This is a genomic window from Mycolicibacterium austroafricanum, from assembly GCF_902705885.1.
Taxonomy (GTDB): domain Bacteria; phylum Actinomycetota; class Actinomycetes; order Mycobacteriales; family Mycobacteriaceae; genus Mycobacterium; species Mycobacterium vanbaalenii_A.
Genome location: NZ_CACSIP010000014.1, coordinates 97,106 through 111,304, shown reverse-complemented (window position 1 = coordinate 111,304; position 14,199 = coordinate 97,106). Strand labels below are relative to the sequence as shown.

Annotated in this window: 13 protein-coding genes; 8 read left to right on the top strand and 5 right to left on the bottom strand. The window is 67.4% G+C overall.

Annotation, left to right across the window (positions count from 1 at the left end; genetic code table 11):
- The first annotated feature begins 76 nt into the window (after positions 1-76).
- The 4 genes from BEMPMBAN_RS11680 to pknB are packed head-to-tail and all read left to right on the top strand — an operon-like array spanning position 77 to position 6,174.
- Positions 77-1,489, top strand: coding sequence for a peptidoglycan glycosyltransferase RodA (locus tag BEMPMBAN_RS11680; RefSeq protein WP_159230543.1), 1,413 nt, complete (start codon positions 77-79; stop codon positions 1,487-1,489).
- Entirely contained in the window at positions 1,486-2,961 is a 1,476-nt protein-coding gene (gene pbpA, locus BEMPMBAN_RS11675) for a D,D-transpeptidase PbpA (protein WP_159230542.1), read from the top strand. Before BEMPMBAN_RS11680 ends, pbpA begins: the two co-directional genes overlap by 4 nt.
- A 22-nt stretch (positions 2,962-2,983) precedes the next feature.
- A complete protein-coding gene (locus tag BEMPMBAN_RS11670) occupies positions 2,984-4,300 on the top strand; it encodes a protein kinase domain-containing protein (RefSeq protein WP_159230541.1) in 1,317 nt (438 codons plus the stop codon).
- Positions 4,297-6,174 (top strand): Stk1 family PASTA domain-containing Ser/Thr kinase, encoded by a 1,878-nt coding sequence (gene pknB / locus BEMPMBAN_RS11665; RefSeq protein WP_159230540.1) that lies wholly within the window; start codon positions 4,297-4,299, stop codon positions 6,172-6,174. Before BEMPMBAN_RS11670 ends, pknB begins: the two co-directional genes overlap by 4 nt.
- Here pknB and BEMPMBAN_RS11660 read toward each other — a convergent pair.
- The 4 genes from BEMPMBAN_RS11660 to BEMPMBAN_RS11645 all read right to left on the bottom strand — a co-directional run bounded on the left by BEMPMBAN_RS11660 (position 6,152) and on the right by BEMPMBAN_RS11645 (position 10,670).
- Entirely contained in the window at positions 6,152-6,826 is a 675-nt protein-coding gene (locus BEMPMBAN_RS11660; protein ID WP_159230539.1) for an aminodeoxychorismate/anthranilate synthase component II, read from the bottom strand. The genes pknB and BEMPMBAN_RS11660 overlap by 23 nt on opposite strands.
- Positions 6,827-6,865: 39 nt before the next feature.
- Positions 6,866-8,095, bottom strand: coding sequence for a PE-PPE domain-containing protein (locus BEMPMBAN_RS11655; protein ID WP_159230538.1), 1,230 nt, complete (start codon positions 8,093-8,095; stop codon positions 6,866-6,868).
- A 393-nt stretch (positions 8,096-8,488) separates the two neighbouring features.
- On the bottom strand, positions 8,489-9,685 hold the full coding sequence (locus BEMPMBAN_RS11650) for a PE-PPE domain-containing protein (RefSeq protein ID WP_234897416.1): 1,197 nt from the start codon (positions 9,683-9,685) through the stop codon (positions 8,489-8,491).
- A 223-nt stretch (positions 9,686-9,908) separates the two neighbouring features.
- The gene (locus BEMPMBAN_RS11645) at positions 9,909-10,670 is read right to left on the bottom strand and encodes a DUF881 domain-containing protein (protein ID WP_159230537.1); all 762 of its coding nucleotides are present in this window, start codon (positions 10,668-10,670) and stop codon (positions 9,909-9,911) included.
- A gap of 93 nt (positions 10,671-10,763) precedes the next feature.
- Here BEMPMBAN_RS11645 and crgA point away from each other — a divergent pair, with 93 nt between their 5' ends.
- Together crgA and BEMPMBAN_RS11635 are read left to right on the top strand one after the other, a co-directional pair.
- Positions 10,764-11,045, top strand: coding sequence for a cell division protein CrgA (gene crgA / locus BEMPMBAN_RS11640; protein WP_159230536.1), 282 nt, complete (start codon positions 10,764-10,766; stop codon positions 11,043-11,045).
- Between the two features lie 150 nt (positions 11,046-11,195).
- The gene (locus BEMPMBAN_RS11635; protein ID WP_159230535.1) at positions 11,196-11,624 is read left to right on the top strand and encodes a PH domain-containing protein; all 429 of its coding nucleotides are present in this window, start codon (positions 11,196-11,198) and stop codon (positions 11,622-11,624) included.
- Between the two features lie 79 nt (positions 11,625-11,703).
- Here BEMPMBAN_RS11635 and BEMPMBAN_RS11630 read toward each other — a convergent pair whose 3' ends face one another.
- Positions 11,704-12,267 (bottom strand): peptidylprolyl isomerase, encoded by a 564-nt coding sequence (locus BEMPMBAN_RS11630; protein ID WP_200845948.1) that lies wholly within the window; start codon positions 12,265-12,267, stop codon positions 11,704-11,706.
- 70 nt (positions 12,268-12,337) lie between these two features.
- Between BEMPMBAN_RS11630 and cwsA the strand changes: the two genes are divergently transcribed.
- Together cwsA and BEMPMBAN_RS11620 are read left to right on the top strand one after the other, a co-directional pair.
- Complete coding sequence (cwsA, locus tag BEMPMBAN_RS11625; RefSeq protein WP_159230533.1) at positions 12,338-12,772, top strand: cell wall synthesis protein CwsA; 435 nt, start codon at positions 12,338-12,340, stop codon at positions 12,770-12,772.
- An 18-nt stretch (positions 12,773-12,790) separates the two neighbouring features.
- Positions 12,791-14,149, top strand: a complete 1,359-nt coding sequence (locus tag BEMPMBAN_RS11620) for an L-serine ammonia-lyase (protein ID WP_159230532.1) — start codon at positions 12,791-12,793, stop codon at positions 14,147-14,149.
- Positions 14,150-14,199 lie beyond the last annotated feature (50 nt).

Sequence of the window (14,199 nt, the reverse complement as noted above, 5' to 3'; positions counted from 1 at the left end):
CGCCCCCGCCGTCGCCGACCGTCACCGCGCTGCCGCCCCCACCACCTGAGCCGGGAACGAACTGCCGGGAAGTGTCATGACGACACAGCCGCAAGCTCCCATCGCGGTGAAACCAGTACAGCCGACCCGCCGCAACGCCGAATTGTTCCTGCTCGGCTTCGCCGCGTTGATCACCACGGTCGCGCTGCTGCTCGTCGAGGCCACCCAGGAGCAGGGTCTGCGTTGGGATCTGGCGCAGTACACCGTCGCCTACCTGGCGTTGTTCGCCGGCGCGCACCTGGCGATCCGCCGCTTCGCCCCCTACGCCGATCCGCTGCTGCTTCCGGTGGTGGCGCTGCTGAATGGTTTGGGGCTGGTGATGATTCACCGCCTCGACCTCGCCGAGGGTGAGAACACGTCACAGGGGCTGGGCGGCACCGCCAACCAGCAGATGCTGTGGACCCTTGTCGGAGTCCTCGGCTTCTCCGCCGTCGTGATCTTCCTGCGCGATCACCGGCTGCTGTCGCGGTACGGCTACGTGTGCGGGTTCGCCGGCCTGATCCTGCTGGCGATCCCCGCGTTGCTGCCCAGCTCGATGTCCGAGCAGAACGGCGCCAAGATCTGGATCCTGTTGCCCGGCTTCTCGATTCAGCCTGCGGAGTTCTCGAAGATCCTGTTGCTGATCTTCTTCGCCGCAGTGCTGGTGTCCAAGCGCAACCTATTCACCAGTGCCGGTAAGCACGTGCTGGGCATGGATCTGCCCCGGCCGCGCGACCTGGCTCCGCTGCTGGCCGCGTGGATCGCCTCGATCAGCGTGATGATCTTCGAGAAAGACCTCGGCACCTCGCTGCTGCTGTACGCGTCGTTCCTGGTGATGGTGTACATCGCCACCGAACGGTTCAGCTGGGTGGTACTCGGGCTGGCGTTGTTCGCCGCGGGAAGCGTTGCGGCCTACTACCTTTTCGACCACGTCCGGGTTCGGGTGCAGACCTGGCGGGATCCGTTCGCCGACCCCGAGGGCGCCGGCTACCAGATGGTCCAGTCGCTGTTCAGCTTCGCCACCGGAGGCATCTTCGGCACAGGGTTGGGCAACGGCCAGCCCGGCACCGTGCCCGCCGCGTCCACCGACTTCATCGTCGCCGCGATCGGCGAAGAGCTCGGGCTCGTGGGGCTGGCTGCGGTGCTGATGCTCTACACCATCGTGATCATCCGCGGTCTGCGGACCGCGATCGCGGTGCGCGACAGCTTCGGCAAGCTGCTGGCCGCCGGGCTGGCCACCACGCTGGCGATCCAGCTGTTCATCGTGGTCGGCGGGGTCACCAAACTGATTCCGCTGACCGGTCTGACGACTCCGTGGATGTCCTACGGCGGCTCCTCACTGGTGGCCAACTACCTGCTGCTGGCGATCCTGGTGCGCATCTCGCACGCCGCCCGCAGGCCGATCGGCACCGGCCCGCTGCCGGGCGGGCCCATCGCGGCAGCGAGCACCGAGGTGATCGAGAAGGTATGAACACCTCACTGCGCCGCATCTCGGTGATGATCATGGCCCTGGTGGTGCTGCTGCTCGCCAACGCCACGCTGACCCAGGTGTTCACCGCCGACGGGCTGCGGTCGGATCCGCGCAACCAACGGGTGCTGCTCGACGAATACTCCCGCCAGCGCGGCCAGATCTCGGCCGGCGGCGAACTGCTGGCCTATTCGGTGTCGACGGAGGGCCGGTTCCGGTTCCTGCGGGTCTATCCCGACCCGATGACGTACGCACCGGTCACCGGCTTCTACTCGCTGAGCTATTCGAGCACCGGTCTAGAGCGCGCCGAGGACACCATTCTCAACGGGTCCGACCAGCGTCTGTTCGGACGCCGCCTGGCCGACTTCTTCACCGGCAGGGATCCCAGGGGCGGCAACGTGGCCACCACGATCAACCCGGAGGTGCAGCAGGCCGCCTGGGAGGCCATGCAGGACGGCTGTGACGGACCGTGCCGGGGCTCGGTCGTCGCCCTGGAACCGTCCACGGGCAGGATCCTGGCGTTGGTCTCGTCGCCGTCCTACGACCCGAACCTGTTGGCCACCCACGACATCGAAGAGCAGGCGGCCGCCTGGCAGCAGCTGCGGGACGACCCGGAGTCGCCGCTGTTGAACCGGGCGATCTCCGAGACCTACCCGCCGGGGTCGACATTCAAGGTGCTGACCACCGCGGCGGCGCTGCAGGCTGGGGCCACTCCAGACACCGAGCTGACCGCACAGTCGGAGATCCCGCTGCCGAACAGCACCGCGACGCTGCAGAACTTCGGTGGGACATCCTGCGGGGGCGGTGCGACGACCACGCTGCGCAATGCGTTCGCCAACTCCTGCAACACCGCCTTCGTCGAACTCGGCATGGACACCGGGGCCGACGCCCTGCGCTCCACCGCACGCGCGTTCGGCATCGACGTGGAGCCGCCCACCATTCCCCTCCAGGTCGCCGAATCGACGCTCGGGCCGATCCCCGACGCCGCGGCGCTCGGAATGTCGAGCATCGGTCAGAAGGACGTCGCGCTGACGCCGTTGCAGAACGCCATGATCGCAGCGACCGTCGCGAACAAAGGGATCACGATGCGGCCGTATCTGGTCGACAGCCTGAGGGGCCCCGACCTGTCCAACATCGCCAGCACGGTGCCCACCGAGGAGCGACGAGCGGTGACCGAGCAGGTCGCGGATACACTTACGGACTTGATGGTCGCCGCCGAGCAGGTGACTCAGCAGAAGGGAGCCATCGCCGGCGTGCAGATCGCATCCAAAACCGGCACTGCGGAGCACGGTACGGACCCGCGCAACACGCCGCCGCATGCCTGGTATATCGCCTTTGCGCCCGCTCAGGCACCCAAGGTCGCCGTCGCGGTCGTCGTCGAGGACGGCGGCGAGCGTCTCTCGGCGACCGGCGGTGCGGTCGCGGCGCCCATCGGGCGCGCCACCATCGCCGCTGCCTTGCGGGGGGCCTCATGAGCCGCCGAGCCGGAGGCGAGAAATGAGCCCAAGAGTCGGAGTGACCCTGTCGGGCCGCTACCGGCTGCAACGACTGATCGCCACCGGCGGAATGGGCCAGGTGTGGGAGGGTGTCGACTCCCGGCTGGGTCGCCGTGTCGCCATCAAGGTGCTCAAGGCGGAGTACTCGACCGACGCGGAGTTCGTCGAGCGGTTCCGCGCCGAGGCGCGCACCGTCGCGATGCTCAACCACCCCGGCATCGCCGGCGTGTACGACTACGGCGAGACCGACATGGACGGCGAGGGCCGCACCGCCTACCTGGTGATGGAGCTGGTCAACGGCGAACCGCTGAACTCGGTGATCAAGCGGACCGGCAGGCTGTCGCTGCGGCACGCGCTGGACATGCTCGAGCAGACCGGCCGCGCGCTGCAGGTCGCCCACACCGCGGGCCTGGTGCACCGCGACGTCAAGCCGGGCAACATCCTGATCACCCCGACCGGCCAGGTGAAGCTGACCGACTTCGGCATCGCCAAGGCCGTGGACGCCGCGCCGGTCACCCAGACCGGCATGGTGATGGGCACCGCGCAGTACATCGCGCCCGAACAGGCCCTCGGCCACGACGCGACCGCCGCCAGCGACGTCTACTCGCTGGGAGTGGTCGGCTACGAATCGGTGTCGGGCAAACGGCCGTTCACCGGCGACGGCGCGCTGACCGTGGCGATGAAACACATCAAGGAGAACCCGCCACCGCTGCCCGCCGACCTGCCGCCCAACGTCCGTGAACTGATCGAGATCACCCTCGTGAAGAACCCCGGGATGCGCTACAAATCCGGCGGAACGTTCGCCGATGCCGTCGCGGCTGTGCGTTCCGGACGCCGGCCACCCCGACCCAACGCGGCCCCGTCGATCGGGCGCGCCGCCCCGACCGCGGTGCCGCCGGCCATTGCGGCCCGGCCCCCCGCCGAGGCCACCGGCCGCGCCGCCGCCACCGCCGCCGCACGGCCCCGCACCACCGGAAGCCACCATCGCTCGGCACCGCCGGCACGACGCACTTTCTCGTCGGGTCAGCGCGCGCTGTTGTGGGCCGCCGGGGTGCTGGGTGCCCTCGCCATCGTCATCGCCATCCTGATCGTTCTCAATGCGCAGGACCGCCGGGACCAGGCGCCACCACCGTCGACGGTCACCGAAACGCCCACGTCGGAGACGTTGCCGCCGCCGCCACCGGAGACCCCCGGTGCCGCCGCAGCCGGAATCAACGGTCATGGACTCGACGGATATTGGGTATCCCGACACTTCGACAGCGCGGCACCTCCCACGGTGACGCTGCACCGACCATCCTCAGAACAGATACTGCGATGACAACCCCACAGCACCTTTCCGACCGCTACGAAGTCGGTGAGATCCTGGGTTTCGGCGGCATGTCCGAAGTCCACATGGCCCGCGACCTACGGCTGCACCGTGACGTCGCGATCAAGGTGCTGCGCGCCGACCTGGCCCGAGACCCGAGTTTCTATCTGCGGTTCCGTCGGGAAGCGCAGAACGCCGCCGCGCTCAACCACCCCGCGATCGTCGCGGTGTACGACACCGGGGAGGCCGAGACACCGAGCGGACCGTTGCCCTACATCGTCATGGAGTACGTCGACGGAGTGACGCTGCGCGACATCGTGCACAGCGAGGGGCCGATGCCGCCGCAACGTGCCATCGAGGTGATCGCCGACGCCTGCCAGGCGCTGAACTTCAGCCACCAGCACGGCATCATCCACCGCGATGTCAAACCGGCCAACATCATGATCAGCAAAACCGGCGCGGTGAAGGTCATGGACTTCGGTATCGCCCGCGCACTGGCCGACGCCGGCAACCCCGTCACGCAGACCGCGGCGGTGATCGGCACCGCCCAGTACCTGTCCCCCGAGCAGGCCCGCGGCGTGAAGGTCGACGCCCGCTCTGACGTGTACTCCCTGGGCTGTGTCCTCTACGAGATGCTCACCGGAGAGCCTCCCTTCGTCGGCGACTCCCCCGTCGCCGTGGCTTACCAGCACGTTCGGGAAGATCCGGTCCCGCCGTCGGAGCGGCACAGCGGCATCTCCCCGGAGCTGGACGCCGTGGTGCTCAAGGCGCTCGCCAAGAATCCCGACAACCGGTACCAGACAGCCGCCGAGATGCGCACTGACCTCGTCAAAGTGCACAGCGGCGAGCAACCCGATGCGCCGAAGATCTTCACCGACGCCGAACGGACGTCGCTGCTGTCAGCGGGTTCGGCTCATGACCGCACCGACCAGCTCGACTCGGTCGGTCGCCACCAGCCGCGCTATGAGGAACCGGAGCGCCGCGGCTCGGTCGGGCGCTGGTTGGCGGTGGTGGCGATCCTCGCGGTGCTGACCGTCGTCGTCACGATCGCGATCAACTCCTACGGCGGTGGGACCCGCTCCATCCAGGTCCCTGACGTGAGCGGCCAGGTCTCCGACGACGCGATCGCTGCGCTGCAGAACCTCGGGTTCCGGACCACCCTGCAACGGAACCCGGATTCCGAGGTGCCACCGGACCACGTGATCAGCACTGATCCGGACGCGAACTCCTCGGTCGCCGCCGGCGACGAGATCACCCTCAACGTCTCCACCGGGCCGGAGCAGCGCGAGGTGCCCGACGTGTCCGGGCTCAGCTACGGCGCCGCGGTCAGAGAGCTCACCGACGCCGGCTTCGAACGCTTCCGGCGCACCGCATCGCCGTCGACCCCCGAGCAGCGGGACCGGGTGCTGTCCACGGTGCCGCCCGCCAACCAGACCTCGGCGATCACCAACGAAATCACGATCGTCGTCGGCTCGGGCCCGGCGACGGCCGACGTACCCGACTGCGTCGGCCAGAGCGCCACGGTCTGCCAGGAGGTCCTCTCGGCGTCCGGCTTTTCCAACACCGTGGCGGTCGAAGTCGACAGCACAAGCCCTGCCGGCCGGGTGCTCGGTACCGAACCCGCTGCCGGGCAGACCGTTCCCGAGGACACGGTGATCCAGATCCAGGTCTCTCGCGGCAACCAGTTCGTGATGCCCGACCTGACCGGCATGTTCTGGACCGACGCCGAGCCGAGACTGCGCGCGCTGGGCTGGACCGGCATCCTGGACAAGGGTGGTGACGTGCAGAACAGCGGGCAGCGCACCAACGCGGTGGTGACCCAGAGCCCGTCGGCGGGTTCGGACGTGAACTACGGCGCCAGGATCACGCTGAACTTCGCCTCGTAGCGGCCTCCACGGCGCCGGCGACCTCGTCTTCGAGGCGGCGCACCAGTTCTTCGGCCGGAGCTGCACCGCAGTAGGCGAGCCAATTGGCGAGCATCCGGTGCCCGCCCTGGGTGAGGATCGATTCGGGGTGGAACTGCACGCCGTGGATCGGCAGATCCACGTGCCGCACCCCCATGATGACGCCGCCGTCGGTCCGGGCGATGACCTCGAGTTCGGCGGGCACGGTGTCGGGCAGGATCGTCAGAGAGTGGTACCGCGTCGCGGTGAACGGATCCGGAAGACCTTTCAGCACACCGGTATTCGCGTGGTGCACGGTGCTGGTCTTGCCGTGGAGCAGTTCCGGCGCCCGGTCGACGGTGCCGCCGAACGCGACACCGATGGCCTGGTGTCCCAGGCACACCCCGAGTAGGGGAGTGCGGGCAGCGGCGCAGGCATTGACCAGAGGAATGGAGGCACCCGCACGCTCGGGAGTGCCGGGCCCAGGGCTGAGCAGCACACCGTCGAACTCCTCGGCCACGCGGACGATGTCGGCGTCGGTGGCCAACCGCTCGTCGTCGTTGCGCCACACCTTCGCGTCCACACCCAGCTGACCCAGGTACTGGACCAGGTTGAACACGAAGCTGTCGTAGTTGTCGAGGACGAGGACCTGCATGGTCAACAGGCTACCGCCAGGGGTATGCGCTCTCCGATCTCAGGCGGCGTCCGACGACGGTCCGCTGTCGCTGCTGACGCTGCTGTCACGGTCACGGTCACGGTCACGGTCACGGTCATCGTCGTCGCCGGAGGTCGCGGTCCGCGTGGTGTCGCGTTTCGTCTTGGCGTCATCATCGTCACCCGAATCCCCGGTGTCCGCCGGTTCGTCAGCGTCGGCGCCCGAATCCTCGGTGTCCGCCAGGTCCTCAGCGTCGGCACCCGAATCCTCGGTGTCCTCGATCGGTGCGGTCGGCAGATCCGCGTCACCTGCGGCGTCGTCGCCGGATACGTCGTCGGTTCGCGACGCTCGCGCCATGCGGGTCTCCGCGCTCGATTCATCCTCGATCGCAGCGGTATTCGTGGCGCTCAGTGATCCCCCCTCGGGAAGACGGCTCACGTCGCTGTCCGTGTCTGACACACTCGGCGGCGGGGTTCCGTTGCCCCAATCCGCGCCCTCACCCTGTTCGATGAAGTCGGGGCGGTCGTAATCGCGTTCCACGAGCGGCCGGTATCGGGCATCGAGCTCAGCCATCCGTTCGTCCGAGACAAACGGCTCCACCCACCTCAACATCGGCAGCGTTTCCGCCTCGATCAGCATGTACGTGGTGTTGCCCTCGCGGTAGACGAGGTTGCCCGGATCGTTGATGTCGATATCGTCCTCGAAGTACGTGAAATGTCGCGACGAGCCGCTGTTGATCAGCGAATAGAACCCGAAGCGAGTAGGTCGATCCGCCACCCCGTCGTACTGCACGACCACGTCCAGATGCTCGTAGGGTTGCTCGGCCGACAGGCCCGCGCCACTCCTGTTGCGTTGGTTTCCACCGAACTTGTTCTCCGGGTTTCCATACGTGACGATCAGCACCACTCGCTCAGGATCGGGTGCCAGTTCGGGGTTGCGCTCCCATTCTCGCAAGCGGTCGTAGACGCCGCTGGCGCCGAGTGAATAACCGATGAGAATGACGTCGCCCGGGGTGGTGTCCACGCCTGTCTGAATCTGTTGGGCACTGGTGCTCGTAGCCACCGGCCCGGGGCCGAGCGAGCGGCAGGTGTTCGGTGCGCAGAATGCGCCGTTGAACGCCGTTTGCGCTTCGCCACTCGCCCGCGTTGTCCCTTCGGCGGCCAGCACGGTAGCCGCGAGAGCGGGGGGTACCGCCGAGAGTGCGATGACGGCCGGCATGGACAGGGCGGCGACGGCCGCTGCGAGGGCACGCTTGTGGCGGCGGTTCATGTGTAGCCTCCGGAAGTCGTCGGGACGCCAGCGAATCGGTTCACGACACGCTTTCCCAGGTATTCAGCGGCGGACGCTGCTTCATTGCTGCGGTGTACCCAGAACGTGCGCGGGTCCAACTGCTGCACTTTGCGTGGGTCTATCGTGGCGAAGGCGATTCAAGACCGCCGGTCTCGCCCGACCCCTGGGTCAACGAGCACCCTCGGGGAAAGATCATGCTGGTTAACGCCCTTGTTTCGAGCGGTTGGTCGTCGCCGATGCACCGGCTACCGACAGCCTAATCCGGATCCGCAGCAACTTCTACGCGAATGTCCTTAAGAGATTGTGACGCCAGTCCGTCGGCGTTCGCATCGTTTGCGCGCCAGACAGGCCCAGCCCGCCTGTAGCCGATGTTCAGGGCGCGGCGGGCCCGGTATCGCGTTTGCGGGCGTCTTCGGCGTCAGCGTCATCCTGACCTGCGCCGGCGCCGGCACCGTCGGCGCTGTCGGAGCTCTTGTTCTCCGACACTGCTTCCCCGCCGTCGTCGTGACCGGCATCGTCGGAGTCATCGTCAGTCGTCGCCCCTGCACGGAGCCTGGCGACATCCCACTCGGTGACATGGTCGGACGCTTCCACGTCATCGATCTCGTCGACAGCCTCGTCGTCGTCCGCGTCGGAATCGGTCCGCCGCGTCAGGACTTGATGATCCGATGGTTGTGACTCGACGCCGAGAGTTGTTGTCTCACTTCCAGAGTCATCCAGCCGTTGCTCGTCCTGGCCCGCCGGGTCGTCGCCGCCGGCAAGGGCGGGCGGCAGGTTGCCGTTACCCCAGTCTGCGCCCGCGCCCTGCTCGACGTACTCGGGGCGGTCGTAGTCGCGTTCGACCAGCGGCCGGTACTTGGCGTCGAGTTCGGCCATTCGCTCGGCCGGGACGAAGCCCGCCATCCACTTCAACATCGGCAGCACATCGGCTTCGATCAGCATGTAGGTGGTGCCGCCGTCGTCCCGGTAGACAAGGTTGTCCGGATCGTTGATGTCGGACGGTTTGAAGTAGTCGAAGTGCCGGGCGAACGCGCTGTTGACTGCGGAGTACCACCCCCAACGGGTGGCGCGGTCAGCGACGCTGTCGTACTGCATCGTCACGTCCAGATGCGGGTAGGGCTGAACTTCAGGCAGACCCGCATACGGATTCCCGCGGTCGTCGCCGCCGTACTTGTTCTCTGGATTGCCGAACGTGACGATCAGCCGGAGGCGCTGTGGGTCCGGCGCCAGATCGGGCTCGTCCTCCCACTCGCGCAGCCGGTCGTAGATCGACGCGGCGCCTAGCGAGAAGCCCATCAGAATGACGTCGCCTGGGGTGGAGTCGAGCGCTGCTTGTAGTTGAAGCGATCCCGGTCGCACATCAAAAGGCGTCCGCGCGTTGTTGATCGATCGGCAGGTGTTCTGTGCGCAGAACGCTCCGTTGAAAGCGGTCTGGGTGGTCCGGGTGGGTTGCAACGTGCCTTCGACGGCCAGCACCGTCGCCGCTGAAGCCGCCGGCGCGTGTGAGACGACTGTCGCCGCGGGCAGGGCGATCGCTGCTGCCAACACACGACGCGCGGTGCCGTTCATTCATCTCCCTTTGGTCGAGCCTGCGGACGCTGCGATTTGCCGAGAATGGGTCGTGGTTAACTCACTCGGGCGTCGGCACGGTCGGGAAATCCACCCCGCGAAACAACCGCCACCGGTGCATGCTGCCCCTCTGTTGCAGCTCACACCGGTGGCCTGATGGGATCTTGTATAGCAGCCCGCCGTTCATCAGGTGTCGGTTAGCTACTTTTACAAGTGCGTCAATTCAGTAGCCGAGCGGACCTATTGGTTTCGCGTACTCCATTCGGACCGGCGGTTGATAGCCCGCCAGTTCCACGTCGCGGGCTTCTTCGGTGTAGCTGAGGCCGAACCTCGCCGCGTATCTCTTGTAGAGCGTCACCATGGGCGCCTCGGTCAGCGCCTGCTGCATCGCGGCGGCATCGCCGATCGCGGTGATGACATAGGGCGGGCTGTACGTGCGGCCGTTGAGAAGCAGCGTGTTGCCCACGCACAGGGGTGCCGACGTCGCGATGATCCGTTGGTCCTGCATCTGGATGCCCTCGGCGCCCGCGCTCCACAGCGCGTTGAGGACGGCTTCGATGTCCTGTTGGTGCACGATCAGATCGTCGGGGGAGGCGTCGCGGGGAAAGCGCCCCTCGGCGTCGCGTTGCGCGTCGTTGAGCGTCACCACCAGACCGGGGCCGCTCAACGGGGTCAGGCCCGCTTGACCCGCCAGGACATCGGCACGACGGGTGATCGCGGCCAGTGCGGCGGCGCTGCCGGGGGAGCCGCCGTGATGGTTGTCGATCTGGGCGGCCATGGCGTCGCGTTGGGCGGTCAACCGGTCGACCGACTGCTGCGTCCCGCGGACCAGATCGACCAGGCGTGGTGCTTCGCTGCGCCGGATCTCGTCGCCGCCGGCGACGGTGTGGGTGGTACCGAGCAGCAGTCCGGCCGCCACACACACGACCGGGACGCCGAAACGCCAGGCCGACCGTGGCCGCGGGGAACGGCTGCGGGTGTCCATCGTTTCGTCTCCTCATCAGATGACGGAGCGGGCTGCGTTAGGCTTTGCCATACACATCGTCGCACTGCCGACGCCGATCGTCCGAAGGTACGCATGCCCAAGTCCAAAGTCCGCAAGAAGAACGACTTCACCATCAACCCGGTGAGCCGGACTCCGGTCAAGGTGAAGGCGGGTCCGTCGAGCATCTGGTTCGTGGTGTTCTTCATCAGCCTGATGTTGATCGGGCTGGTGTGGTTGATCGTGTTCCAGCTCGCCGGCAGTGGGCCCGAGGTGCCGAGCATCCTGCAGTGGATGGCCGACCTCAACGTGTGGAACTACGCGATCGCGTTTGCCTTCATGATCACCGGGCTGTTGCTCACGATGCGCTGGCGGTGACCCCCAACCCGCCGCTGGATGAATTCATCTTGTCTGCGTGGCGTTCTCCTGCGTGCAACCTGGCGGTCACCGGATCACACGCTTGTGATTCATCCCCATTGGGGATAGCACTTGTGGATAACCGCGTTCAGCGCGGTAGAGGGGTGTGAATTGTCCACACAGCAAACACAGTGGGGTCCACCGACCGCAGGGGTGGTCGGCGCGGGAGTTGCGGGCCTCATCCTCGGCGTAGGCACTGTGACGCTGGTCACAGACCCTCCCGGTCGGATTCTGGTGGGCCTCGCTGCGGTCGGATTGCTGGTGTTTGCAGTCATGTCGTGGCGCGCACGACCAAAACTGGCAATCATCGACGGATCTCTGGTGTACCGCGGCTGGTGGCGGACCCGCCAACTCGGGCGCAGCGACATCCGGCTGATCCGGATCACGGAGTTCCGGCGGATCGGCCGAAAAGTGCGCCTGTTGGAGATCGACACCGCCGACGACCGGCTGCTGGTGCTCAGCCGTTGGGACCTCGGCGCCGATCCACTTCAGGTGCTCGACTCACTGACCGAGGCAGGGTTCGCCGCCGACCGCCCCTAGCCGCGGAACTGTATTCCAGCAGCGCTTTTCTCAGAATTTTGCGGCTGGAATACCGTTCCGGCGGGGGGTCAGGCAGGGGTCAGGAGATGGTGACCGACTCGATCACGACGGCCTCCGTCGGCCGGTCGCTGCGGTCGGTCGCCGTGGTGGCGATGGCGTCGACCACTTTCTGCGATTCGGGGTCGACGACCTCGCCGAAGATGGTGTGCCGACGGTTCAGGTGCGGCGTCTTGCCGACGGTGATGAAGAACTGTGAACCGTTGGTGCCGGGGCCGGCGTTGGCCATCGCCAGCAGGTACGGCTTGTCGAAAGCCAGCTCCGGGTGGAACTCATCGGCGAACTGGTAGCCGGGCCCGCCGCGACCGGTGCCCGTCGGATCCCCGCCCTGGATCATGAAGCCGTCGATGACGCGGTGGAACACCGTGCCGTCGTAGAACGGGCCCGAGGATCCGCCTGAGGCGTTCTCGGTGCTGTAGTCCTTGGTGCCCTGCGCCAAACCGACGAAGTTCGCCACCGTCTTTGGGGCGTGGTTTCCGAAGAGGGCAACCTTGATGTCGCCGCGATTGGTGTGCAGGGTCGCGGTCGCTGTCTGAATGGAGCTCGTCACGGGAAGCCAGTGTGCCACGCCCCGTCTGCCGGCCATCCGGGCACCTTGCGCTCGCAGAGGTGGCAGGCTGGTGAGGCGACGTCCGTCCGTCCGGAAGAGGTGGGTTATGAGCTCCAAGACCGTGGTCCGTTTGACGCCGAGTCAGCGGCTCGGCCGAGGCCTGAAGTACTCGGCGGTCGGCCCGGTGGACGTCACCAGGGGAGCGGTGGGCGTCGGGCTGGACTCGATCCGATCCTCGGCCGCCTGGGTGACCAACCGCTACGAACGCGGTCGGGTCGCCCGGCAACTGAAAGCCGATCTCGCCACTGCCCAAGACGCCATCGCGGCGGAGATCTCCGCCGCCCAGGAAGTCGTCGCAGGTCTTCCCGACGCACTGGACAAGGCGCGCCGTTCCCGGGGACGGCGCCGCCCGCTGCTGCTGGCCGGCGTAGGCGTCGCGGTGCTGGCCGGGGGAGCGGTCGCGTTCACGATCATCCGCCGCTCGGCGCAGCCGGAGCCGTCCCCGCTGCCACCGAGCGTCGACGTCGCCCCGCGGCCGTAGCGTCACCACCCTCCGGTCGTGGCGGTCTCGGTCTTCGATCTGTTCTCGATCGGCATCGGCCCGTCGAGCTCGCACACCGTCGGCCCGATGCGGGCCGCGCGGCGTTTTGTCGCCGGGCTGGCGGCAGACGATGTGCTCGCCGACGTGTCCCGGTTACGGGTAGAGCTCTTCGGCTCACTCGGGGCCACCGGCGCCGGACACGGCACACCCGGTGCAGTCGTCCTCGGGCTCGAGGGGTTCGAGCCGGAAACAGTCGACCCCACCTCCGCACGCGCGCGGGTCGAGACGGTCGCGTCGGAACGGCGGCTGCTGCTGCCCGGCGGGCGCGGCATCGAGTTCGACACGACGGTGGACATAGTTCTTTCGTCGCAAGCCATGGACTTTCACAGCAACGGCATGGTGTTCACTGCGTTACGCGGCGACGGATCCAGCCTCGCGCGGCGGGTGTACTACTCGGTGGGCGGCGGGTTCGTGGTCGACGAGGACGAGGCCGCCGCAGGTACCCGCGACGACACCGAGCTGCCCTTCCCGTTCCGAACAGGCACCGAACTCGTCGCGATGGCAGACGAAAACCGTTGCAGCATCGCCGCACTCGTCTCCCGCAACGAGGAGGCCCTCGGCAACGGGCCGGAGCTGCGGGACGGGCTCCTGCGGATCTGGTCGGCCATGCGCGAGTGCGTCGAGCACGGGTTGCAGACCGGCGGGACCCTGCCCGGTGGCCTGAAGGTGCGCCGGCGGGCCCATGCACTCGCCGACGCGCTCGAGTCCGACCCGGCCGACCCGCTCTACGCGATGGATTGGGTCACGGTGTTCGCCCTCGCCGTCAACGAGGAGAACGCCGCCGGCGGCCGGGTGGTGACCGCGCCCACCAACGGCGCCGCCGGGATCATTCCGGCCGTCCTGCACTACTACTGGCGGTTCGTGCCGGGCGCGACGCAGGATCGGGTCGTCGAGTTCCTGTTGACCGCCGCCGCGATCGGGCAGCTGTTCAAGGCCAACGCCTCGATCTCCGGGGCCGAGGTCGGTTGTCAGGGGGAGGTGGGCTCGGCGTGTTCGATGGCCGCCGCGGGACTGGCCGCGGTGCTCGGCGGTACACCCGCCCAAGTGGAGAACGCCGCGGAGATCGGCATCGAACACAACCTCGGTCTGACGTGTGACCCCGTCGGCGGGCTGGTCCAGATCCCGTGCATCGAGCGCAACGCCGTCGCCTCGGTGAAGGCCATCGTCGCGGCGCGGATGGCGCTGCGCGGTGACGGCACCCACCACGTCAGCCTGGACACCGCGATCAAGACGATGCGCGAGACGGGTGCCGACATGGCCGCCAAGTACAAGGAGACGTCGTTGGGTGGGCTGGCGCTGAACGTCGTCGAGTGCTGAGTCGGGGAGGTGGCTGCCTCACGCCGGCGGTTGGCTCATGCCCGGGAATG

Bases quoted from the DNA above. Each gene is read 5' to 3' on its own strand.
- BEMPMBAN_RS11660 (WP_159230539.1), bottom strand. From the start codon at position 6,826: ATGCAGGTCCTCGTCCTCGACAACTACGACAGCTTCGTGTTCAACCTG.
- BEMPMBAN_RS11680 (WP_159230543.1), top strand. From the start codon at position 77: ATGACGACACAGCCGCAAGCTCCCATCGCGGTGAAACCAGTACAGCCG.
- cwsA (WP_159230533.1), top strand. From the start codon at position 12,338: ATGAGCTCCAAGACCGTGGTCCGTTTGACGCCGAGTCAGCGGCTCGGC.
- pbpA (WP_159230542.1), top strand. From the start codon at position 1,486: ATGAACACCTCACTGCGCCGCATCTCGGTGATGATCATGGCCCTGGTG.
- pknB (WP_159230540.1), top strand. From the start codon at position 4,297: ATGACAACCCCACAGCACCTTTCCGACCGCTACGAAGTCGGTGAGATC.
- BEMPMBAN_RS11645 (WP_159230537.1), bottom strand. From the start codon at position 10,670: ATGGACACCCGCAGCCGTTCCCCGCGGCCACGGTCGGCCTGGCGTTTC.
- crgA (WP_159230536.1), top strand. From the start codon at position 10,764: ATGCCCAAGTCCAAAGTCCGCAAGAAGAACGACTTCACCATCAACCCG.
- BEMPMBAN_RS11650 (WP_234897416.1), bottom strand. From the start codon at position 9,685: ATGAACGGCACCGCGCGTCGTGTGTTGGCAGCAGCGATCGCCCTGCCC.
- BEMPMBAN_RS11670 (WP_159230541.1), top strand. From the start codon at position 2,984: ATGAGCCCAAGAGTCGGAGTGACCCTGTCGGGCCGCTACCGGCTGCAA.
- BEMPMBAN_RS11630 (WP_200845948.1), bottom strand. From the start codon at position 12,267: ATGGCCGGCAGACGGGGCGTGGCACACTGGCTTCCCGTGACGAGCTCC.
- BEMPMBAN_RS11655 (WP_159230538.1), bottom strand. From the start codon at position 8,095: ATGAACCGCCGCCACAAGCGTGCCCTCGCAGCGGCCGTCGCCGCCCTG.